The following is a 14,430-nucleotide window of genomic DNA, read 5'->3' on the forward strand; positions in this document are numbered from 1 at the left end:
CTTTTTCGTGTCCGCGTCCCACTGCGCCACCTTCGACGCAACGAGGTTCGCCTGCGATCGCAGGATCACACCATCGTCGAGCACGCGCAATCCGTTGGCCGCGAGCGTCGCACCCGTGGTCGTGATGTCGACGATGAGGTCGGCCGTGCCCGCCGCCGGCGTGCCCTCGGTGGCGCCAAGGCTCTCGACGATCCGATAGTCGGCGATCCCTTTCCCCGACAGGAACCGCCGGGCCAGATTGATGTACTTCGTCGCCACGCGGAACGGACGCCCATGCTCGCGCCGGAACGTCACCGCCGCAGCTTCGAGATCGGCGACGGCGTTGACGTCGATCCAGCAGCTTGGAACCGCCACGACCACGTCAGCGCGCCCGAAACCCAACGGCTTCAGCAGCGTGACGCGCGTATCTGCATCGACGATGTTCTCGCGGATGAGGTCCTCTCCGGTCACGCCGATATGTGCGCGCCCGCTGTTCAGCGCCGATACGATCTCCGACGCCGAAATGAAGGCCACATCGATCCCATCGAGACCTTCGATCTCACCGCGATAGCCGCGATCATGACCGACCTTCTTCAGCTTCAACCCGGACTCCGCCAGGAAGTCGGCCGTCTGCTCCATCAGCCGCCCCTTGGACGGCACCGCAAAGGTAAGGCGCGCGCTCATTTTTTTCCTCCGCGCACCACGGTCAGCAATCGCTCGGTGTGCACGGCGCCGCCGACGGCAGGCACATCGTGCGGCGCCCCGACCGCCTTCAAAAGCCCGTCGTAGCGCCCGCCGCCAGCGACCGGGCTGGACGGCCCCAGCGCATCCACCAACACCTCGAACACGAAACCCGTGTAATACCCCACGTTGCGCCCGAACTCGGCCGAGAAGTCGACCTTGCTCATATCGACGCCGCTCTCTGCAAGAAGCTTGCACCGCCGCTCGTAGGCATCGATCGCCTGACTAATTCCATCGCCCGACTTTCCTGCCAGCTTCCGCACGACCTCTGCAGCCTCAAGCGCGGGCACGCGCGTCGCGACGTAGGCATCGATGAGCGCCGCGGCCTCCGGCTTCAGCGGCGGCGCCTTTGCATCGGCTGCGATCGCCAGCACCCCCTCGGCAATTTCTGCCGCCGAGCGCACGCCAATGAGCTCGATCCCGGCCTTTTCCAGATACTCGGTCACCAGCAATTCCGCGCCGGCAGCATCCTCCGGTTCTAGCGCCTCGATCAGCACAGATGGCAGCGCGGCCGTTGTACGCGCCGGTTCCGTCGACAGCCGCTTCAGCTCGGCTCGGAAAGCTTCCGGACGCCAGAACTGGTGCCGCAGTCGCCGCCGCCAGCGATCCGGCATTTCCGCCGTCCCCAGCAGCGCGTCGAACAATCCGACATCCCCGATGCGCAGCTTCCAGTTCCCCAGTCCCGCCTGCTGCAAGGCCCGCAGGATCAGCACCAGCGTGCGCGCATCCGCCTCCCCGGCATCCTTGTCGCCGAATGCCTCGATGCCGGACTGGCGGAACTCGCGCGGATGCGAGGCACCCGCACCCGCCGGCTGGAAGCGGAAAGCCGGCCCGTTGTAGCTGTAGAACGCCTCGCGATCGCCCGCCGGATGCCGCTGCAGGTAGAGCCGGCACGTTGGAACCGTCAGGTCCGGCCGCAGGCATAGTTCCTCACCGTTGAGATCGGTGAAGACGTAAGTTCGCCCGCGCAGCGCCTCCCCGACCACATCGAGAAACACCCCCGCCGGCTGGATGATGTCCGGCGCAACCGCCTCGTAGCCGGCCGCGATGAACACCGCCAGCAGCGTGCGTGCCTGCGCTTCGAGCGCCTCGAAATTAACCGGCTGCGCAACGCCCATTGTGGTGCCGACGCCTCTCCTTGCCTCAGGGCCGCTCTTTTGGCCGACGCCGGGCTTCACTGCAAGTTGGATATACCGGACAATGCCGCCATACTGACGCTAACAAGCTATGCTGCGGTCCGCGCCAGCCGCCGCGAACGACCGGCAATTTGGGAGCCTGAGCATTGTTGAAGGGGGGCAGTCGATGAAGCGCAATTTCGCTGCTGCCGGCTTGAGCCTGCTGGGACTAGTGATCATTGCGGGCTCGACCCTGGCTCTGACACCTCCAGCGCCGCAGCCGGCATCGCGACCAGAAGAGGTCGCACAGCAGGCCACGCCCACCGTCACACCGCCGCCCGCCGCGACAGCCCAAGTCCCCGCAGCTGTGCCGGAGCTGCCCCCTCTCGAGGACGAGGTACCCCAGGAGGTGTGGCCGATGCCCGTCGAGGACTTCCTCGCCGGCACGTATCTCGAACGGGCCGACGTCGTGCTGACACGCCGCGAGTGGGACCCGGCTTCCTGGGCGATCCGCTGGGCCACCAACTCGCCGTTCTCGCACGCGGCCATGATCTTCACCGGCCCGCAGTTCGAATCCGGCTACTCCAGCACCTTCATCATCGAGGCCGGCACCGGCGGCGTCGACCTCACCAATCTGCGCGACTACATCGCCGACAAGAGCGCCTTCATCGCCATCAAGCGCTTCAAGAAGGATTGGTTCGACGAGCCCAAGCAATCGCGCGTCCGCGGCCTGCTGCTCGACAAGATCAAGGCTTCCTATAACTATTGGGCTATCGGCTCCATCATGCGCAGCCTGTGGTTCGGCGTCGAGCGCAGCGTCAGTGGTGACCGCACGACCGTGCGCCGCTTCCGCGAGCGCAACTGGAACCCGCCCAACGAGTTCATCTGCTCCGGTCTGGTGCAGATCGGCTTCGTCGAAGCAGCTCTCGAATACATCAAGGCAGGCGAGCTACCACCGTCCGCCCTCAACGAGGTCGTGTTCGAGCGCGAGGCCGCAACACGCCTACCTGAGCGCGAGGACTGGAGCTACCTCGACCCCGAAACCTCGAAGACCACGGCAGTACTGTTCCGCAAGCAGAACTTCGACGCCCTGCAGTCGGTGACGCCCGAGGACCTAGCCGCATCGAGCAAGCTCGATTGGCTCTACTTCATCAAAAACGGACTGGTTTATAAGGTCGCCAGCTACGACGACGTGCACAAGCTGCTCGAAAACTAGCTCACGGCCAGCGGTCGAGCGGCTCGTTGCCTTTGGGCGCCTGCGTCGGAGCCACTTTCACCGGCGGAAGGTTCGGCAGCCGCTGCACCACCTGTCCCCCTCGCCCGGCGCAACCGGCAACGCACATCACTGCGTCACGGTCGACTCGATCGTAGGCCGGAAGCGGCGCCTCCGCCCCTCCACCCGCCGCCGTCGTTCGCATGCCGCCGATCCGCCGCTCGCGCGGCTTCGGCAGCATCTGCACGATCGTGGGCTTGTCACAGCCGGCGACGCACACGGTGACGAGATCGTTCGGGTGCGCGGCTAGGATCGATTTGACACGCGGATTGGAGGCCGGCATCCCGCGATCCGAGACATCGTCCGAGTTATATACCTTGCCGCCCTCGATGAGCTTGTCATCCTCGGCCGGAGCTGGGGTCGGATAAAGCACAAGCATTGCGCCCGCGAGCACGCACGCCGCCAACGCCAACGATGGCACCAGGCGTGCACAAGTCGCGCGCGCACTGCCTGTCGTCACGAGACCGAAAATTGAAAGCCGCTGCCTACGCATGAACCACTCAGCGAGCCCGGCAATCGCCGGCGCAAGTCCCCACGACCGCCCAGGAATGGGAGGCCAGTGGAGACTCTGGCAGGACGCGGTAAACAATCCCTTCCGCTCGCCGCGGCAGGTCAGCGCGGCGGTGCCGCGCTACTGGGGCGCGGGCACATATCGCCAATAGTCGCCGGTCGTCGTCGTGACCTTCCCCGGCTTCAAGGCCCGCATCTCCGGCGGTCTGAGGCCCGTCTTCAGCAACTCCGCGATGTCGGTCAGCAGCTTGTTGTTGGCCGCATAACCCGAATGGTTGATCGCGAAGGCGTCGGTCGATGCCGCCGTCACGTCGATCGTATCGACGCCCGGTAGGATCAGCGGACCCGCCGGCGGCACGTCACCGGCGCGATAACTGCCCCAGAAATTGCGCGATACGATCAGCGCCCGGTCGTTCGAGGCAACGTAGAGAGTCACGTTCTTCGCCAGACCTTTGATGGCGTTCGCGAGATTGGCGAAGTTGTCGGCATCGACGTCGGGCGCTGCGAGAATCACCTGGCTGATCTCGACTCCCTCGGGCGCCGAATTGCGCATGTCACGCAGCACATCCATCACCGGCTGGTTGCCCATCGAGTGCGCGATGATGCTGACCTTCTTCGCCCCCGTCTCCTTGGCGACCATTTCCAGAAATTGCCGCAGATAAGGCTCGGAGGCCTGCGCGCTCTCGCGGTCGTAGGTGTAGCTCGCAACCGCTCCGCCCGATGGCCAGCTGTAGACGAACGGCGCGCCGTCGAAATCGAGATCGTAGGCAATCTGCGCGGTGCGATAGAGCGCGTTGTCGAACGACGTGTTGTAGCCGTGCACGAACACCAGCGCCTGATCCTTGAAGATGCTTGAGGTCTTGAGGCGCTCCCGCACCTGCGCCAGCAGCTCCTCCTTGGTCAGCGCCTTTATCTCTTTCACCGTGAAGTGCTTCTTGGCGTCCTCTTTCTCAGCGTAGAGCGTCACGTCGAAGTAGGGAATCTTCACCACCCACGGGCGCTCGACGTTCGGCACCTCGTGCACCTTCGGCACCGTGATCTGCGCCATGCCGAGCTGCAGCTTGCGCGCTCGATCCGAGCCGAACGCCAGCCGTTGCGCATTTGGCTGCACCGCGCGATCGGTGCCCCAATAGACCGGCACCACCTGATAATCGGGGTTCACCTGAGGCGCGACGGCAGCACTGCCAGAAGGCGCCGCTCCCCCCGCCGCCGGAGGCGCAGCTTCCATCATCGCTTCGGGATTTTCCGCCGCGGCAGCGCCGTTCTGCGGCGCCTCCTCGACGGCTTCGGGCGCGGCCGCTGCCCCCATCCCATCGTTCTCGCTGGGCGAGGGCGCAGCCGCAGCAGCAGACGGCGCTTCGACGGAGCCGCCACCTCCAGAACCGCTGCCGCCTTCCATGGGCTGCGGCGATGGTTCCGCCACAACGACCGGCGGCGGAGGCGGCGGTGATGGCGCGGCCATATCCTCAGATGGTGCCCGAGCCGCAGCCGGCGGTGGTTCGGTGGCACGCGGGCCGCCGATTCTAGGCCTCTCCATCCGCCGTGCGCTGTACTTCGGCATTGGCCGAGCGTCAGGAACCTCCGGTTCGGCGACAGGTGCCGGGGCAGCGGTTGGAGCCTCTGCTGCCGGGGACGAAGCGGAACCACCCGTTGGATCGCTTGCTGCAGGAGCTTCGCTCTCCGCACCAGCGTTTTTCTCGGTCCCGTCCTCAGATGTCACCTTGGCTTCGGGGGGCGGAGCAGCTGCAGCCGCCGAAGGCGCATCCGCAGAAGGAATGCTGAACGGCTCGGCATCCTGATCGGCAGGCTTGGCCTCGCTGTCGTCTGCCTGGGCACTGGCGGCCGGTGCATCTGCTGACGGCGCGTCAGCGGACGGAATGCTGAAAGGCTCCTCCGCGGCGTCCTTGTCGGATGCTACGTCCTCCTGCTTCTCGGCCGCTGCACCCGGCGCGGCGGCCGATGGCGCGTCGGCCGACGGAATGCTGAATGGCTCCTCTGCAGCCGGCTTCTCGGCTGTCGCGGCCGGCGCCTCGGCCTTGGTCTCCGGACCCTCGTTCTGAACCGGCTTTGGTTCTTCCGCGGGCTTTGCCACAACGTTCTTTTCCGGCTCCGCGGTCGTGGCGTCAGGCTGCGCCCCCCCGCGCATTGCCAGGGCCTCGGCGCCCTTGCCGAGCTTGTCGTAGACGGCAGCCAGCTGCTCGCGGGCAGCCGCGAGGCCCGGCTGTCCCGGAACTCTCTCGCGCAGCGCTACAGAACGTTTCAACAGTGGCTCTGCGTCGGCCGATTTGCCCTGGGCGGCAAGAATGCGGCCGAGGCTTTCCAGCGCATCGGCCACGACAATGCTGTTGGCGCCCTTCCGGTTGACCCGCGCCAGGTACCGCCGCGCCAGCGGCTCCGCCTGCGCGTACTTCCCGGCGGCCTCGAGCTGAGCCGCTTGCCGCTTGAGATTGACGAGATCCTGAGCTGCCGCCTTCTTACGCCGCAGCGTCTTTTGGCGGGCCGCCTCCTCCGCTTCGGTGAAGCTCTGCCACGGCGGCCAGCGCTCTTCGGCTCGGGCTACATCCCCGGCAGCAATAGAAAACAACGCCAGAAACAGCAAAAGACTTGTACTAACAATGGTCTGTCGAGCCGACACGGTTTCGTCCCCACTTGGTGCGGCAATCAATGCGGCCGCATTACCTGATGGCTGTGGCCCCCTTAGGGCGTTGTATAGCGCCAATAAGCGCCCTTTGGCGACGCGGTGCGTTTGAGCGCCGGCAATCGCTGATCCGGCGGCCTCAGCCCACTCAGGATCAGCTTACCGATGTCCTGCAACAGATCGTTGTTCTCTGCGTAACCGGAGTGATTGAGCGCGAACGTGTCGGTTGAAGCCGCCGTGATGTCGATCGTCTCGATCCCCGGCACAATCAGCGGTCCTGAAGCCAGCACATCGCCGGCACGCGGATTGCGCCAGAACCCGCGCGATACGATCAGCGCCCGGTCATTGCCCGCCGCATACAGCGTCACACCCTTGGCGATGCCCTCGATACGGTGGGCGAGATTGGCGAAGTTGTCGGCATCGACGTCCGGCGCGGCGAAGATCACCTCGTTGATGACAACGTTGGCCGGCCCGCTGCCACGCAGGTCCCGCAGCACATCGAGCAGCGGCTGGTTGCCCATCGAGTGCGCGATGATGCTGATCGACTTCGCGCCGGTTTTCTCGATCACCATATCGAGAAACTTCCGCAGATACGGCGTCGAAGCCTCCGCGCTCTCGCGATCATATGTGTAACTGGCGACCGAGCCACCCGATGGCCAGCTATAGAGAAACGCAGCGCCGTCGAACTTCAGGTCATACGAGATCTGCGCCGTCCGATAGAGCGCGTTGTCGAACGACGTATTGTAGCCATGCACGAAAACGATGGCGTGATCCTTGTATCGGCTGGACGCTGCAAGCCGCTCGCGCACGCGCTGCAGGAAGTCACCCTCTGACAGCTTCTCCAGCGTTTGCAGCGTGAAATGCTCCGCCGGGTCCTCCGCCTCTTCGTAGATCGTCACGTCGAAATAAGGCACGCGTATCGCCCACGGCCGCTCGATCTGCGGAACGAGATGGCTCTCCGGGACCGTCACCATTGCGCGGCCAAGCTCCAGCCGGCGCCCGCGCTCCGAGCCATAGCGCACGCGCTTTGCATCGGGCTGCTCCTCGCGGTCGGTGCCGTAATAGACCGGCACCACTTGCCATGGACCGGCAGCGAGCTTCGAGGCATCGACCGGAGCGCCCGCGCCAGGTTGTTCGCTCGCCGGCGCACGCGCTGCGGGAACCTCTTCGTCGAGGCGAAGGCCATTGCGTGTTTCGGTATCGGCGCCCCGGTGCGCCTGCTGCAAGGTCGGCGTCAGCACAAACACGGCGGCCAGCGCTATGCCGATCAGCGACAGCGCACCGCCGCGCACCAACAGACGGACGGCACGTGATTGGCCTACCGTGGCACGCCGCGCGCCAAGATAGATGGCGATTCCCACCAGCGCGGCGACCAAAGCGACGAGAATTGCGGACATCGCCTCCCCCATCGTGAGGCCGTCTTTGCGGCCCTGCCCCTTTTGGTCGGGCGTAAACTATGGGCCGATGCCCGCCACGGCAACCCGGCGTCCCCAGTAAAGCGGCCGCATGACACGCTTGAGAGCGCCGTCCTCTCAACTTATGAACAGGGCGCGACGCATATTCGGAAAGGCTCGATGCAGAACGCTCCAACAGCCACGGCTCCGGCCGGCCCGACAATCGACATGCTGGTCGCCGGCGTGAAATCCGGCGACCGGGCCATGCTCGCGCGCGCCATCACGCTGGTTGAGAGCACCAAGGCCGAGCATCAGGCCCGCGCCCAGCAGCTTCTGCAGGCGCTATTGCCGGTAACAGGCGGGGCACTGCGGCTGGGAATCACCGGCGTGCCCGGCGTCGGCAAGTCGACCACCATCGACGAGCTTGGCATGTTTCTCACCGGCCGCGGACACAAGGTGGCGGTGCTCGCCGTCGATCCGACGTCGAAGCGCACCGGCGGCTCGATCCTCGGCGACAAGACGCGCATGAATCGCCTCGCGCAGGAACCGAAGGCGTTCATCCGACCTTCGCCCACATCCGGCACGCTCGGTGGCGTCACCCGCAAGACGCGCGAAACGATGGCGTTGTGCGAAGCCGCCGGCTTCGACGTGATCATCGTTGAGACAGTCGGCGTCGGTCAGTCGGAAATCGCCGTCGCCGACATGGTCGACTTCTTCCTCGTCCTGTTGCTGCCCGGCGGCGGCGATGACTTGCAGGGCATCAAGAAGGGCATCATCGAAATCGCCGACATGATCGCCATCAACAAGGCCGACGGCGACAACGTCACGCGCGCCGAGCGCGCCGCTTCCGAATATCGCGCCGCCTTGCAAATTCTGAACCCGCCCTCGCCCACGTGGTCGCCGCCGGTAATCACCATGTCTGGCATTCACGGCAAGGGCCTCGACAAGCTGTGGGAGAACGTCCTCAACCACCGCAAGTCGTTCACCGAGTCCGGCGAGTTCGCCGAGCGCCGTCAGCGCCAGACAGTCGCCTGGATGCATGACATGCTGAATGACCGCATCATGTCCGGCATCCAACGCAATCCGCGCGTCGCGGCACGGCTGCCGCAGATCGAGGCGGACGTGCGCGCGGGCCGCCTGCTGCCCACCCTCGCCGTCAACGAGATTCTGGACCTCGCAGGGATCCACCCCTGATGCCTATATTGTGGGTCTAAGTAGCGAGACCTTCCGTGCCCACACAACGACCGACCATTCTGCTCACCGGCTTCGGCGCCTTTCCCGGCGTCGGGAAAAACGCCACCGCCGCGCTCGTCCCTGCACTGGCAGCTGGCGCACGCGCGCGCTTTCCTGACTTCGATGTCATTGACGAAGTGCTCCCCGTCGAATGGGGGCGCACGCCGCAACTGCTGCAACAGCTGCTCTCCCGCACATCGCCGCGACTTGCTTTGCACTTCGGCGTCACGCGGCACGCCTCCGGCTTTCAGATCGAACGCATCGGCCGCAACGTCTGCGAGCCGCGCCACGACGCGGCCGGAGCGATCCCCGACGTCGCATGCCTGATCGCTGACGGCCCCGAAACGCTCTCCTCGACATTTCCGGTAGAGCGCATCATCGCCCGGCTCGAAGGCGCGGGCTTGCCCTGCGCGATGTCCGACAGCGCAGGCACCTATCTCTGCAACGCGACGCTCTACCACTCGCTCACCATCGCACAGACCCGGCCCACCGCCTCTCTGGCCGGCTTCGTCCACCTGCCGGCCGATCTCGCGCCCGGCATGCCGGCGGTCGGCGCCTCGCGCATTTCTTGGGATGATGCCCTGGTAGGTAGCATCGAGATCATCGCCGCCTGTCTCGAGCAGGAAACCTCCGCTTAACCATCATTCAGCGCTTCCGCCAGCCCTGGCCCCGGACTTGCGTACCAACGCGATGAGTCACGGAGACCGGAGCCAATGACACTCGATCGTCGAAGTTTGCTGGGAGCTGGTGCCGCCGCGGGCCTCGCCGTTGGCGTCACCGCGGGAGCACGTCCAGCAATGGCACGCGCTAGTGCGCCTCATCGCGACATCGGCCTCGTCAGCGGCAGCGCCATCGATCAGGCGCCGGTCCTGCAACAGGCCATCGACGCGGCCGCGGCGAGCGGAGCGCCCCTCGAGCTGCCGCCAGGCCGCTTTCGAGTAGGCCCACTGAGACTTCCGGCAGGAACCCGCCTGATCGGCGCTGCCGGCACCACCACGCTCGAATACGCCGGCGGCGGCAGTTTCATCTCAGCCGACGACGCCGACCACATCAGCATCGAAAGCGTGATGCTCGACGGTGCCTATCTCCCGCTCGATGCCGACGGCCTCATCGCCATCACCAACGCGCGCAGTGTACACCTGACCCGTCTTACGCTCACGCGCAGCCCCACAAACGGCATCTCGCTCACGCGCTGCGCCGGAAGCGTTGCTGACTGCAACATCACCAACGCCATGCAGGCCGCCATCCGCAGCATCGACGCCGCCGGCCTGGAACTGACCCACAACGACATCGCCGATTGCGGCAACGCCGGCATTCAGGTCTGGCGCTCGGACGCTGGCGAAGACGGCAGCATCGTCACCGGCAACCGCATCGCGCGCATTCGCGCCGACGGCGGCGGCAGCGGACAGAACGGCAACGGCGTCAGCATCTTCCGCGCCGGCAGCGTGGTCGTGTCGGCCAATCGCATCACCGACTGCGCCTTCACTGCCGTGCGTGGCAACGCCGCAAACGACATCCAGATCATCGGCAATTCGTGCGCGCGTCTGGGCGAGGTCGCCATCTACGCCGAGTTCGGTTTCGAAGGCGCGCTCATCGCCAACAACCTCGTCGACACCGCCGCCACCGGCATCACCGTCACCAACTTCAACGACGGAGGCCGGCTCGCGGTCGTGCAGGGCAACCTCGTGCGCAACCTGTTTCGCCGCGAGCATGAGCCCGTCGACAAGCGCGGACATGGCATCACCGTCGAAGCCGACACAGCGCTCACCGGCAACGTCATCGAGAAAGCGCCAACCGCCGGCATCGTCATCGGCTGGGGCGCCTACATGCGCGAGGTCGTCGCAACCAGCAATCTGGTGCGTGCTTCCAAGGTCGGTATTCTCGTCTCGTCCGATCCTGGCACCGGCGCGTGCCTGCTCGCCAACAACTTGATCTCCGGCGCGACGAACGGCTCGATCCGCGCCATGGACAGCAATGGCGACCCCACTGGTGCCGAACTGGTGCAAGGCGGCAGCAGCGACAAGCAGCTCTCGATAACCGGAAACCTGTCCGTTTGAACGCTGGCGCAAGCCGCTGGCCACTTTGACCATCACGCCCGCGCAGGCGGCCGCCCAGACACGCCAGCACGACGCGAGCGCTCTGCCCCGCCCTCACACCTTCAGGCTGGCGAGCGCGTCCTCGAAATAGGCGGACGAACGTACCTCGCCGACGACCTGCCCGTGCCACGTCTTGATCGCACCAGCCGGCATCAGCCCCAGCGCCGCCGGATAGAGCCGCTCCACCAACGATATCGCAGCACCCGAGGCGGCGCGCTTGGCGCCGTCCTCCATCTTCAGCGCAAAGCCGAGGCCCAGCTCCGGGAATGCGCCGCAATAGACGCCCTCCGCGCCCGTCTTCATGAACACCTGCCGCGGTAGCGCCCGCATCACGACCGTATCCGCACGGCTCTTGCCTGCCACCATGTCGGGGTACTGCCAGCACGCATCGAGAATGCGCCCCACGGCGGCCTTGCGCTCCGCCGACATGCCTTCGCCCGTCACCAGTCGCGCAAACGCCTGCGCCATCACCCGCAGCGGCATTGCCCAGTTGGGCACCGAGCAGCCGTCGATCCCGCGCACATCCGCACCGAGCGCCATTCCGGTGATGTCGCGCATCGCCGCGTGCACGCGCTGCTGCACCGGATGATCCACTTTCCAATATTCTGCGGTCGGCTCTTTCAGATGCACCGCTGTCGCCAACATGCCCGCGTGCTTGCCCGAGCAATTGTTGTGAAGCTGGCTCGCCGAATGCCCCGCTGCGATCAAAGCATGCGCCGCCGAGCTGCCGAGCGGCATGTGCGCACCGCACCCGAGATCATCTGGATTGAGCCCCGCCCGGTCGAGCATTGCCGCCGCCAGATGCGTGTGGCGCTCCGTCCCCGCATGCGAGCCGCACGCCAAAGCAATCTCTGCCGGCCCAAAACCGAAATGGTCAGCGGCGCCTGACTCGATCAGCGGCAGCGCCTGCAGCGCCTTCACCGCCGACCGCGGATAAACGGGCGTATCGACATCACCGATGCTCAGCGCCAACGCCCCCGAAGGCGCTGATATGGCGATCGCGCCGCGGTGCCAGCTCTCGACCAGCGGCCCGCGTGTAACCTCGATAAGGATGGGATTGAGCATGTCCCTCGTGTCGGCAGAGGAAGATTCCATTGCCGCCAGCATCGGCCGCGCGGCTGACGCAATCAAGCCCTCCGAGGGAACTAGCCGCCCAACACACGCGCAACCGCCCGAGCAATTTTACAGCGCGCGCCGCTTCCCCGATCAGTCGGAAAGGTTGCGCCTACTTCGCCGCGCACTTGCCGAGTTCAGCTTCGCGCTTTTGCGCGCTGGCCCGCGATGCATCCGGGCTCACCGAAGCGCACCAAGCCGCATGCGCGCCCTTGTCGATCGTCCACTCCGGACCCGAGAACCCGCATTTGAGCTTCAGGTTGCGCTGCTGCTGCTCCAGCGCCGTTCTGACGTACCAGTCGCAATTCGCGGCAGCGGGCAGGGAAGCCGTGGCCACCGCTCCGGCGAAGGCCAATAGGTACAATGTGGTGCGCTGCCGAGCGGGGGTCATCTTCCTCACCATAAGGTCCCTGATCATTACCTTGCCGAGACTAGCTCTTAGCCCATGAACCCGGCCTGAATAGTGACGTGGGCTGGGGATCGAACAGGCCTCGCCGTTCTTACACGGCATTTGCCCCCGCGGCGAGCCGCCGCAGACCGGCAAAGACCCGCGAAAACCTGTCACAGCCGGAACAGCGCTCTCGCCCCAACCCCGCCATTCTCCCTCCACGACACGGCCATAGCGCCTCAGTAACGGGAGAGTCGAATGCACGGACGCATCACCAAATTCAGCGCCCAGAATGGGGCCGGCGTAATCGAAGCGGACGATGGATCGCGTTACCGCTTCACCGGAAGTGAGGTCGTCAACCTCAACGGCAAGCTCGTCGGCCACACTGTCGACTTCGTCCTGAGTGCTCGCCGCCCCAAAGACATCATCCTGATGACCGGCACCCCATGGTCGGTCTTTGGCCGCACGCAACACTAGGCCCTCAACCTGCTAGGCCAACGGAGAGACTGAAATGGCTACGACGTTTGACATCTCGGACGTACCCGCCGCCGACGCCGCCGACCTCGGCGCCGCCATGCAGGCCCTGATCGAGAACGGGCGCGCCCTCGTCCTGCTCAACGGAGCCTCGGCCGACGATCTCGATGCCGCCTGTGCCGTACTCCAGAACCGCCACCGCGCGACCCCACACAGCTCGCTCGCCGCAGTCATCCGCTTCCGCCATCTCATCGAAGTGTTCGCCACTCGGCGACTGCAGCAGCTCCTGCTCGACACCGGCTATGCCGCCATTGCACCGGCCCTCGCCGTCGCCGCATGCATGCGCCTCAATGGCCATCGAGGCTTCAACCCCCAGCTCTTCCTGCTCGAATTATCGGCAGCACTCGCCGACAACGTCATCGCCATGGAAGGATATCGCCGCGACCACGCACCCCGCGAGCACCGCTACGCTGCGTGACCCTACTGCCACAGAAACACTTCGAAACACATTCATAGTGACGGATTCGACACTCGCTGCGGTAATCTACCTCTGAAGACATTCAGGGTGGGGGCCCGGAGAGATGCAGCAAGCGCGCCGACGCGTTCGCAATTACGTACTCGGCTACTTCGGCGTTCAAGGAAACATGCAGATCTGGTGGACGCCGCAGATCCCGATCATTTACGTCGGCAACCCCAAGGCTGGATGTTCCAGCATCAAGCAGAGCCTCAAGTCGGCCCAGGCTCGACACTACGAGCGCTCAGGCCGCACATTCAGCCGCGTTGTCGACCCTCACACTGACGACGACTGCCTGCGCCGCAAAGGGCTCTCTCCCTCGAACTGCCGCAACCGCTACGTTTTCTCCTGCGTGCGCAATCCCTTTGCCCGCGTCCTTTCCGCCTATCTCGACAAGGTCGCCGCCGGGGACCATCGCAACTACCCCGAGCTTCGCAATCTGCGATCGGTGACATTCGAGAGCTTCCTGCGGGCCATCGCCGATAACGACCCGCTGCTGCTCGATGTCCACTTCCGGCCCCAGCACGTCAATTTGAATTACCCCGTCGTGTCGTATGACGGGGTTTTTTACCTCGAGAACGCCGAACCAATGGCGAGCTTTCTCGAGCAAATCGTGCCCGAGTTCGAGTTCACCCGTTTCTCCCCACATGCTCGCGGCGCACAGCAGAAGCTGGCTGACCACTATGATCCGGCCACCATCGGGCTGGTCCGCCGCATCTACACCCGCGACTTCACCTACTTCGGCTATAGCCGAAACCTCGAGCACGCCCTCGATGCCCCTGGCCGCATGCTCTCTGAGCACACGCTGCTTCCCCAGGACGCCGAGCAGCCTCCCCCGCCATGCCCCAAGCGGCCGACACGCAATATGGCCCCGCTTGAGAAGACGCTGCGTTGCCGCTGGCTCATCGAGCGCCGCCTAATCTGACGCGCACGCCGAGATCCGGGAACACCTCGTTCGCCAG

General features: G+C 65.3%; 13 protein-coding genes and 1 pseudogene. 7 read left to right on the forward strand and 7 right to left on the reverse strand.

All coding sequences use genetic code 11. The annotated features are described in order from the left end of the window. Both hisG and ACP15D_RS07050 read right to left on the reverse strand, forming a co-directional pair. Positions 1 to 663 (reverse strand): annotated as a pseudogene (hisG, locus tag ACP15D_RS07045) (ATP phosphoribosyltransferase); the annotation flags it as partial. Further along, positions 660 to 1,838, reverse strand: a complete 1,179-nt coding sequence (locus ACP15D_RS07050; protein ID WP_424956830.1) for an ATP phosphoribosyltransferase regulatory subunit — start codon at positions 1,836 to 1,838, stop codon at positions 660 to 662. The pseudogene hisG and the gene ACP15D_RS07050, both read right to left, overlap by 4 nt. A gap of 184 nt (positions 1,839 to 2,022) precedes the next feature. Here ACP15D_RS07050 and ACP15D_RS07055 point away from each other — a divergent pair, with 184 nt between their 5' ends. Then, entirely contained in the window at positions 2,023 to 3,051 is a 1,029-nt protein-coding gene (locus ACP15D_RS07055) for a hypothetical protein (RefSeq protein WP_424956831.1), read from the forward strand. Position 3,052: 1 nt separating this feature from the next. Here ACP15D_RS07055 and ACP15D_RS07060 read toward each other — a convergent pair whose 3' ends face one another. From ACP15D_RS07060 to ACP15D_RS07070, 3 genes are all read right to left on the reverse strand, one after another. Beyond that, positions 3,053 to 3,601: a hypothetical protein gene (locus ACP15D_RS07060; RefSeq protein WP_424956832.1), complete on the reverse strand. Its 549-nt coding sequence runs from the start codon at positions 3,599 to 3,601 to the stop codon at positions 3,053 to 3,055. Between the two features lie 138 nt (positions 3,602 to 3,739). Then, on the reverse strand, positions 3,740 to 6,253 hold the full coding sequence (locus ACP15D_RS07065) for an alpha/beta hydrolase (protein WP_424956833.1): 2,514 nt from the start codon (positions 6,251 to 6,253) through the stop codon (positions 3,740 to 3,742). A 62-nt stretch (positions 6,254 to 6,315) separates the two neighbouring features. After that, entirely contained in the window at positions 6,316 to 7,653 is a 1,338-nt protein-coding gene (locus ACP15D_RS07070) for an alpha/beta hydrolase (RefSeq protein ID WP_424956834.1), read from the reverse strand. A gap of 177 nt (positions 7,654 to 7,830) precedes the next feature. Here ACP15D_RS07070 and meaB point away from each other — a divergent pair, with 177 nt between their 5' ends. The 3 genes from meaB (at position 7,831) to ACP15D_RS07085 (ending at position 10,940) form a co-directional block, all read left to right on the forward strand. Further along, positions 7,831 to 8,844 carry a methylmalonyl Co-A mutase-associated GTPase MeaB gene (gene meaB / locus ACP15D_RS07075; protein ID WP_424956835.1) on the forward strand — a complete coding sequence of 338 codons (1,014 nt, stop codon included), beginning with the start codon at positions 7,831 to 7,833 and terminating at the stop codon, positions 8,842 to 8,844. Positions 8,845 to 8,879: 35 nt separating this feature from the next. Next, a complete protein-coding gene (locus tag ACP15D_RS07080) occupies positions 8,880 to 9,521 on the forward strand; it encodes a pyroglutamyl-peptidase I (protein ID WP_424956836.1) in 642 nt (213 codons plus the stop codon). Positions 9,522 to 9,596: 75 nt separating this feature from the next. After that, positions 9,597 to 10,940: a TIGR03808 family TAT-translocated repetitive protein gene (locus tag ACP15D_RS07085; protein WP_424956837.1), complete on the forward strand. Its 1,344-nt coding sequence runs from the start codon at positions 9,597 to 9,599 to the stop codon at positions 10,938 to 10,940. A gap of 93 nt (positions 10,941 to 11,033) precedes the next feature. On the opposite strand, the gene ACP15D_RS07090 is transcribed toward ACP15D_RS07085, so the two are convergent. Both ACP15D_RS07090 and ACP15D_RS07095 read right to left on the reverse strand, forming a co-directional pair. Then, positions 11,034 to 12,074 carry an asparaginase gene (locus ACP15D_RS07090; RefSeq protein ID WP_424956838.1) on the reverse strand — a complete coding sequence of 347 codons (1,041 nt, stop codon included), beginning with the start codon at positions 12,072 to 12,074 and terminating at the stop codon, positions 11,034 to 11,036. Between the two features lie 130 nt (positions 12,075 to 12,204). Then, on the reverse strand, positions 12,205 to 12,483 hold the full coding sequence (locus tag ACP15D_RS07095) for a hypothetical protein (protein ID WP_424956839.1): 279 nt from the start codon (positions 12,481 to 12,483) through the stop codon (positions 12,205 to 12,207). A 255-nt stretch (positions 12,484 to 12,738) separates the two neighbouring features. Here ACP15D_RS07095 and ACP15D_RS07100 point away from each other — a divergent pair, with 255 nt between their 5' ends. From ACP15D_RS07100 to ACP15D_RS07110, 3 genes are all read left to right on the forward strand, one after another. Beyond that, on the forward strand, positions 12,739 to 12,957 hold the full coding sequence (locus tag ACP15D_RS07100) for a hypothetical protein (protein WP_424956840.1): 219 nt from the start codon (positions 12,739 to 12,741) through the stop codon (positions 12,955 to 12,957). 34 nt (positions 12,958 to 12,991) lie between these two features. After that, positions 12,992 to 13,432, forward strand: a complete 441-nt coding sequence (locus ACP15D_RS07105; RefSeq protein ID WP_424956841.1) for a hypothetical protein — start codon at positions 12,992 to 12,994, stop codon at positions 13,430 to 13,432. 103 nt (positions 13,433 to 13,535) lie between these two features. Continuing rightward, entirely contained in the window at positions 13,536 to 14,393 is an 858-nt protein-coding gene (locus tag ACP15D_RS07110; protein ID WP_424956842.1) for a sulfotransferase family 2 domain-containing protein, read from the forward strand. The last annotated feature ends 37 nt before the right edge of the window (positions 14,394 to 14,430 follow it).

It is taken from the genome of Hyphomicrobium sp. 1Nfss2.1, assembly GCF_965243865.1.
Classification (GTDB): Bacteria; Pseudomonadota; Alphaproteobacteria; order Rhizobiales; family Hyphomicrobiaceae; genus Hyphomicrobium_A.

Excerpts from the sequence above, each read along its gene's own strand:
- ACP15D_RS07070 (WP_424956834.1), bottom strand. The coding sequence starts at position 7,653 with ATGTCCGCAATTCTCGTCGCTTTGGTCGCCGCGCTGGTGGGAATCGCC.
- ACP15D_RS07050 (WP_424956830.1), bottom strand. The coding sequence starts at position 1,838 with ATGGGCGTTGCGCAGCCGGTTAATTTCGAGGCGCTCGAAGCGCAGGCA.
- ACP15D_RS07105 (WP_424956841.1), top strand. The coding sequence starts at position 12,992 with ATGGCTACGACGTTTGACATCTCGGACGTACCCGCCGCCGACGCCGCC.
- ACP15D_RS07095 (WP_424956839.1), bottom strand. The coding sequence starts at position 12,483 with ATGACCCCCGCTCGGCAGCGCACCACATTGTACCTATTGGCCTTCGCC.
- ACP15D_RS07085 (WP_424956837.1), top strand. The coding sequence starts at position 9,597 with ATGACACTCGATCGTCGAAGTTTGCTGGGAGCTGGTGCCGCCGCGGGC.
- ACP15D_RS07055 (WP_424956831.1), top strand. The coding sequence starts at position 2,023 with ATGAAGCGCAATTTCGCTGCTGCCGGCTTGAGCCTGCTGGGACTAGTG.
- ACP15D_RS07110 (WP_424956842.1), top strand. The coding sequence starts at position 13,536 with ATGCAGCAAGCGCGCCGACGCGTTCGCAATTACGTACTCGGCTACTTC.
- ACP15D_RS07100 (WP_424956840.1), top strand. The coding sequence starts at position 12,739 with ATGCACGGACGCATCACCAAATTCAGCGCCCAGAATGGGGCCGGCGTA.
- ACP15D_RS07090 (WP_424956838.1), bottom strand. The coding sequence starts at position 12,074 with ATGGAATCTTCCTCTGCCGACACGAGGGACATGCTCAATCCCATCCTT.
- ACP15D_RS07060 (WP_424956832.1), bottom strand. The coding sequence starts at position 3,601 with ATGCGTAGGCAGCGGCTTTCAATTTTCGGTCTCGTGACGACAGGCAGT.
- meaB (WP_424956835.1), top strand. The coding sequence starts at position 7,831 with ATGCAGAACGCTCCAACAGCCACGGCTCCGGCCGGCCCGACAATCGAC.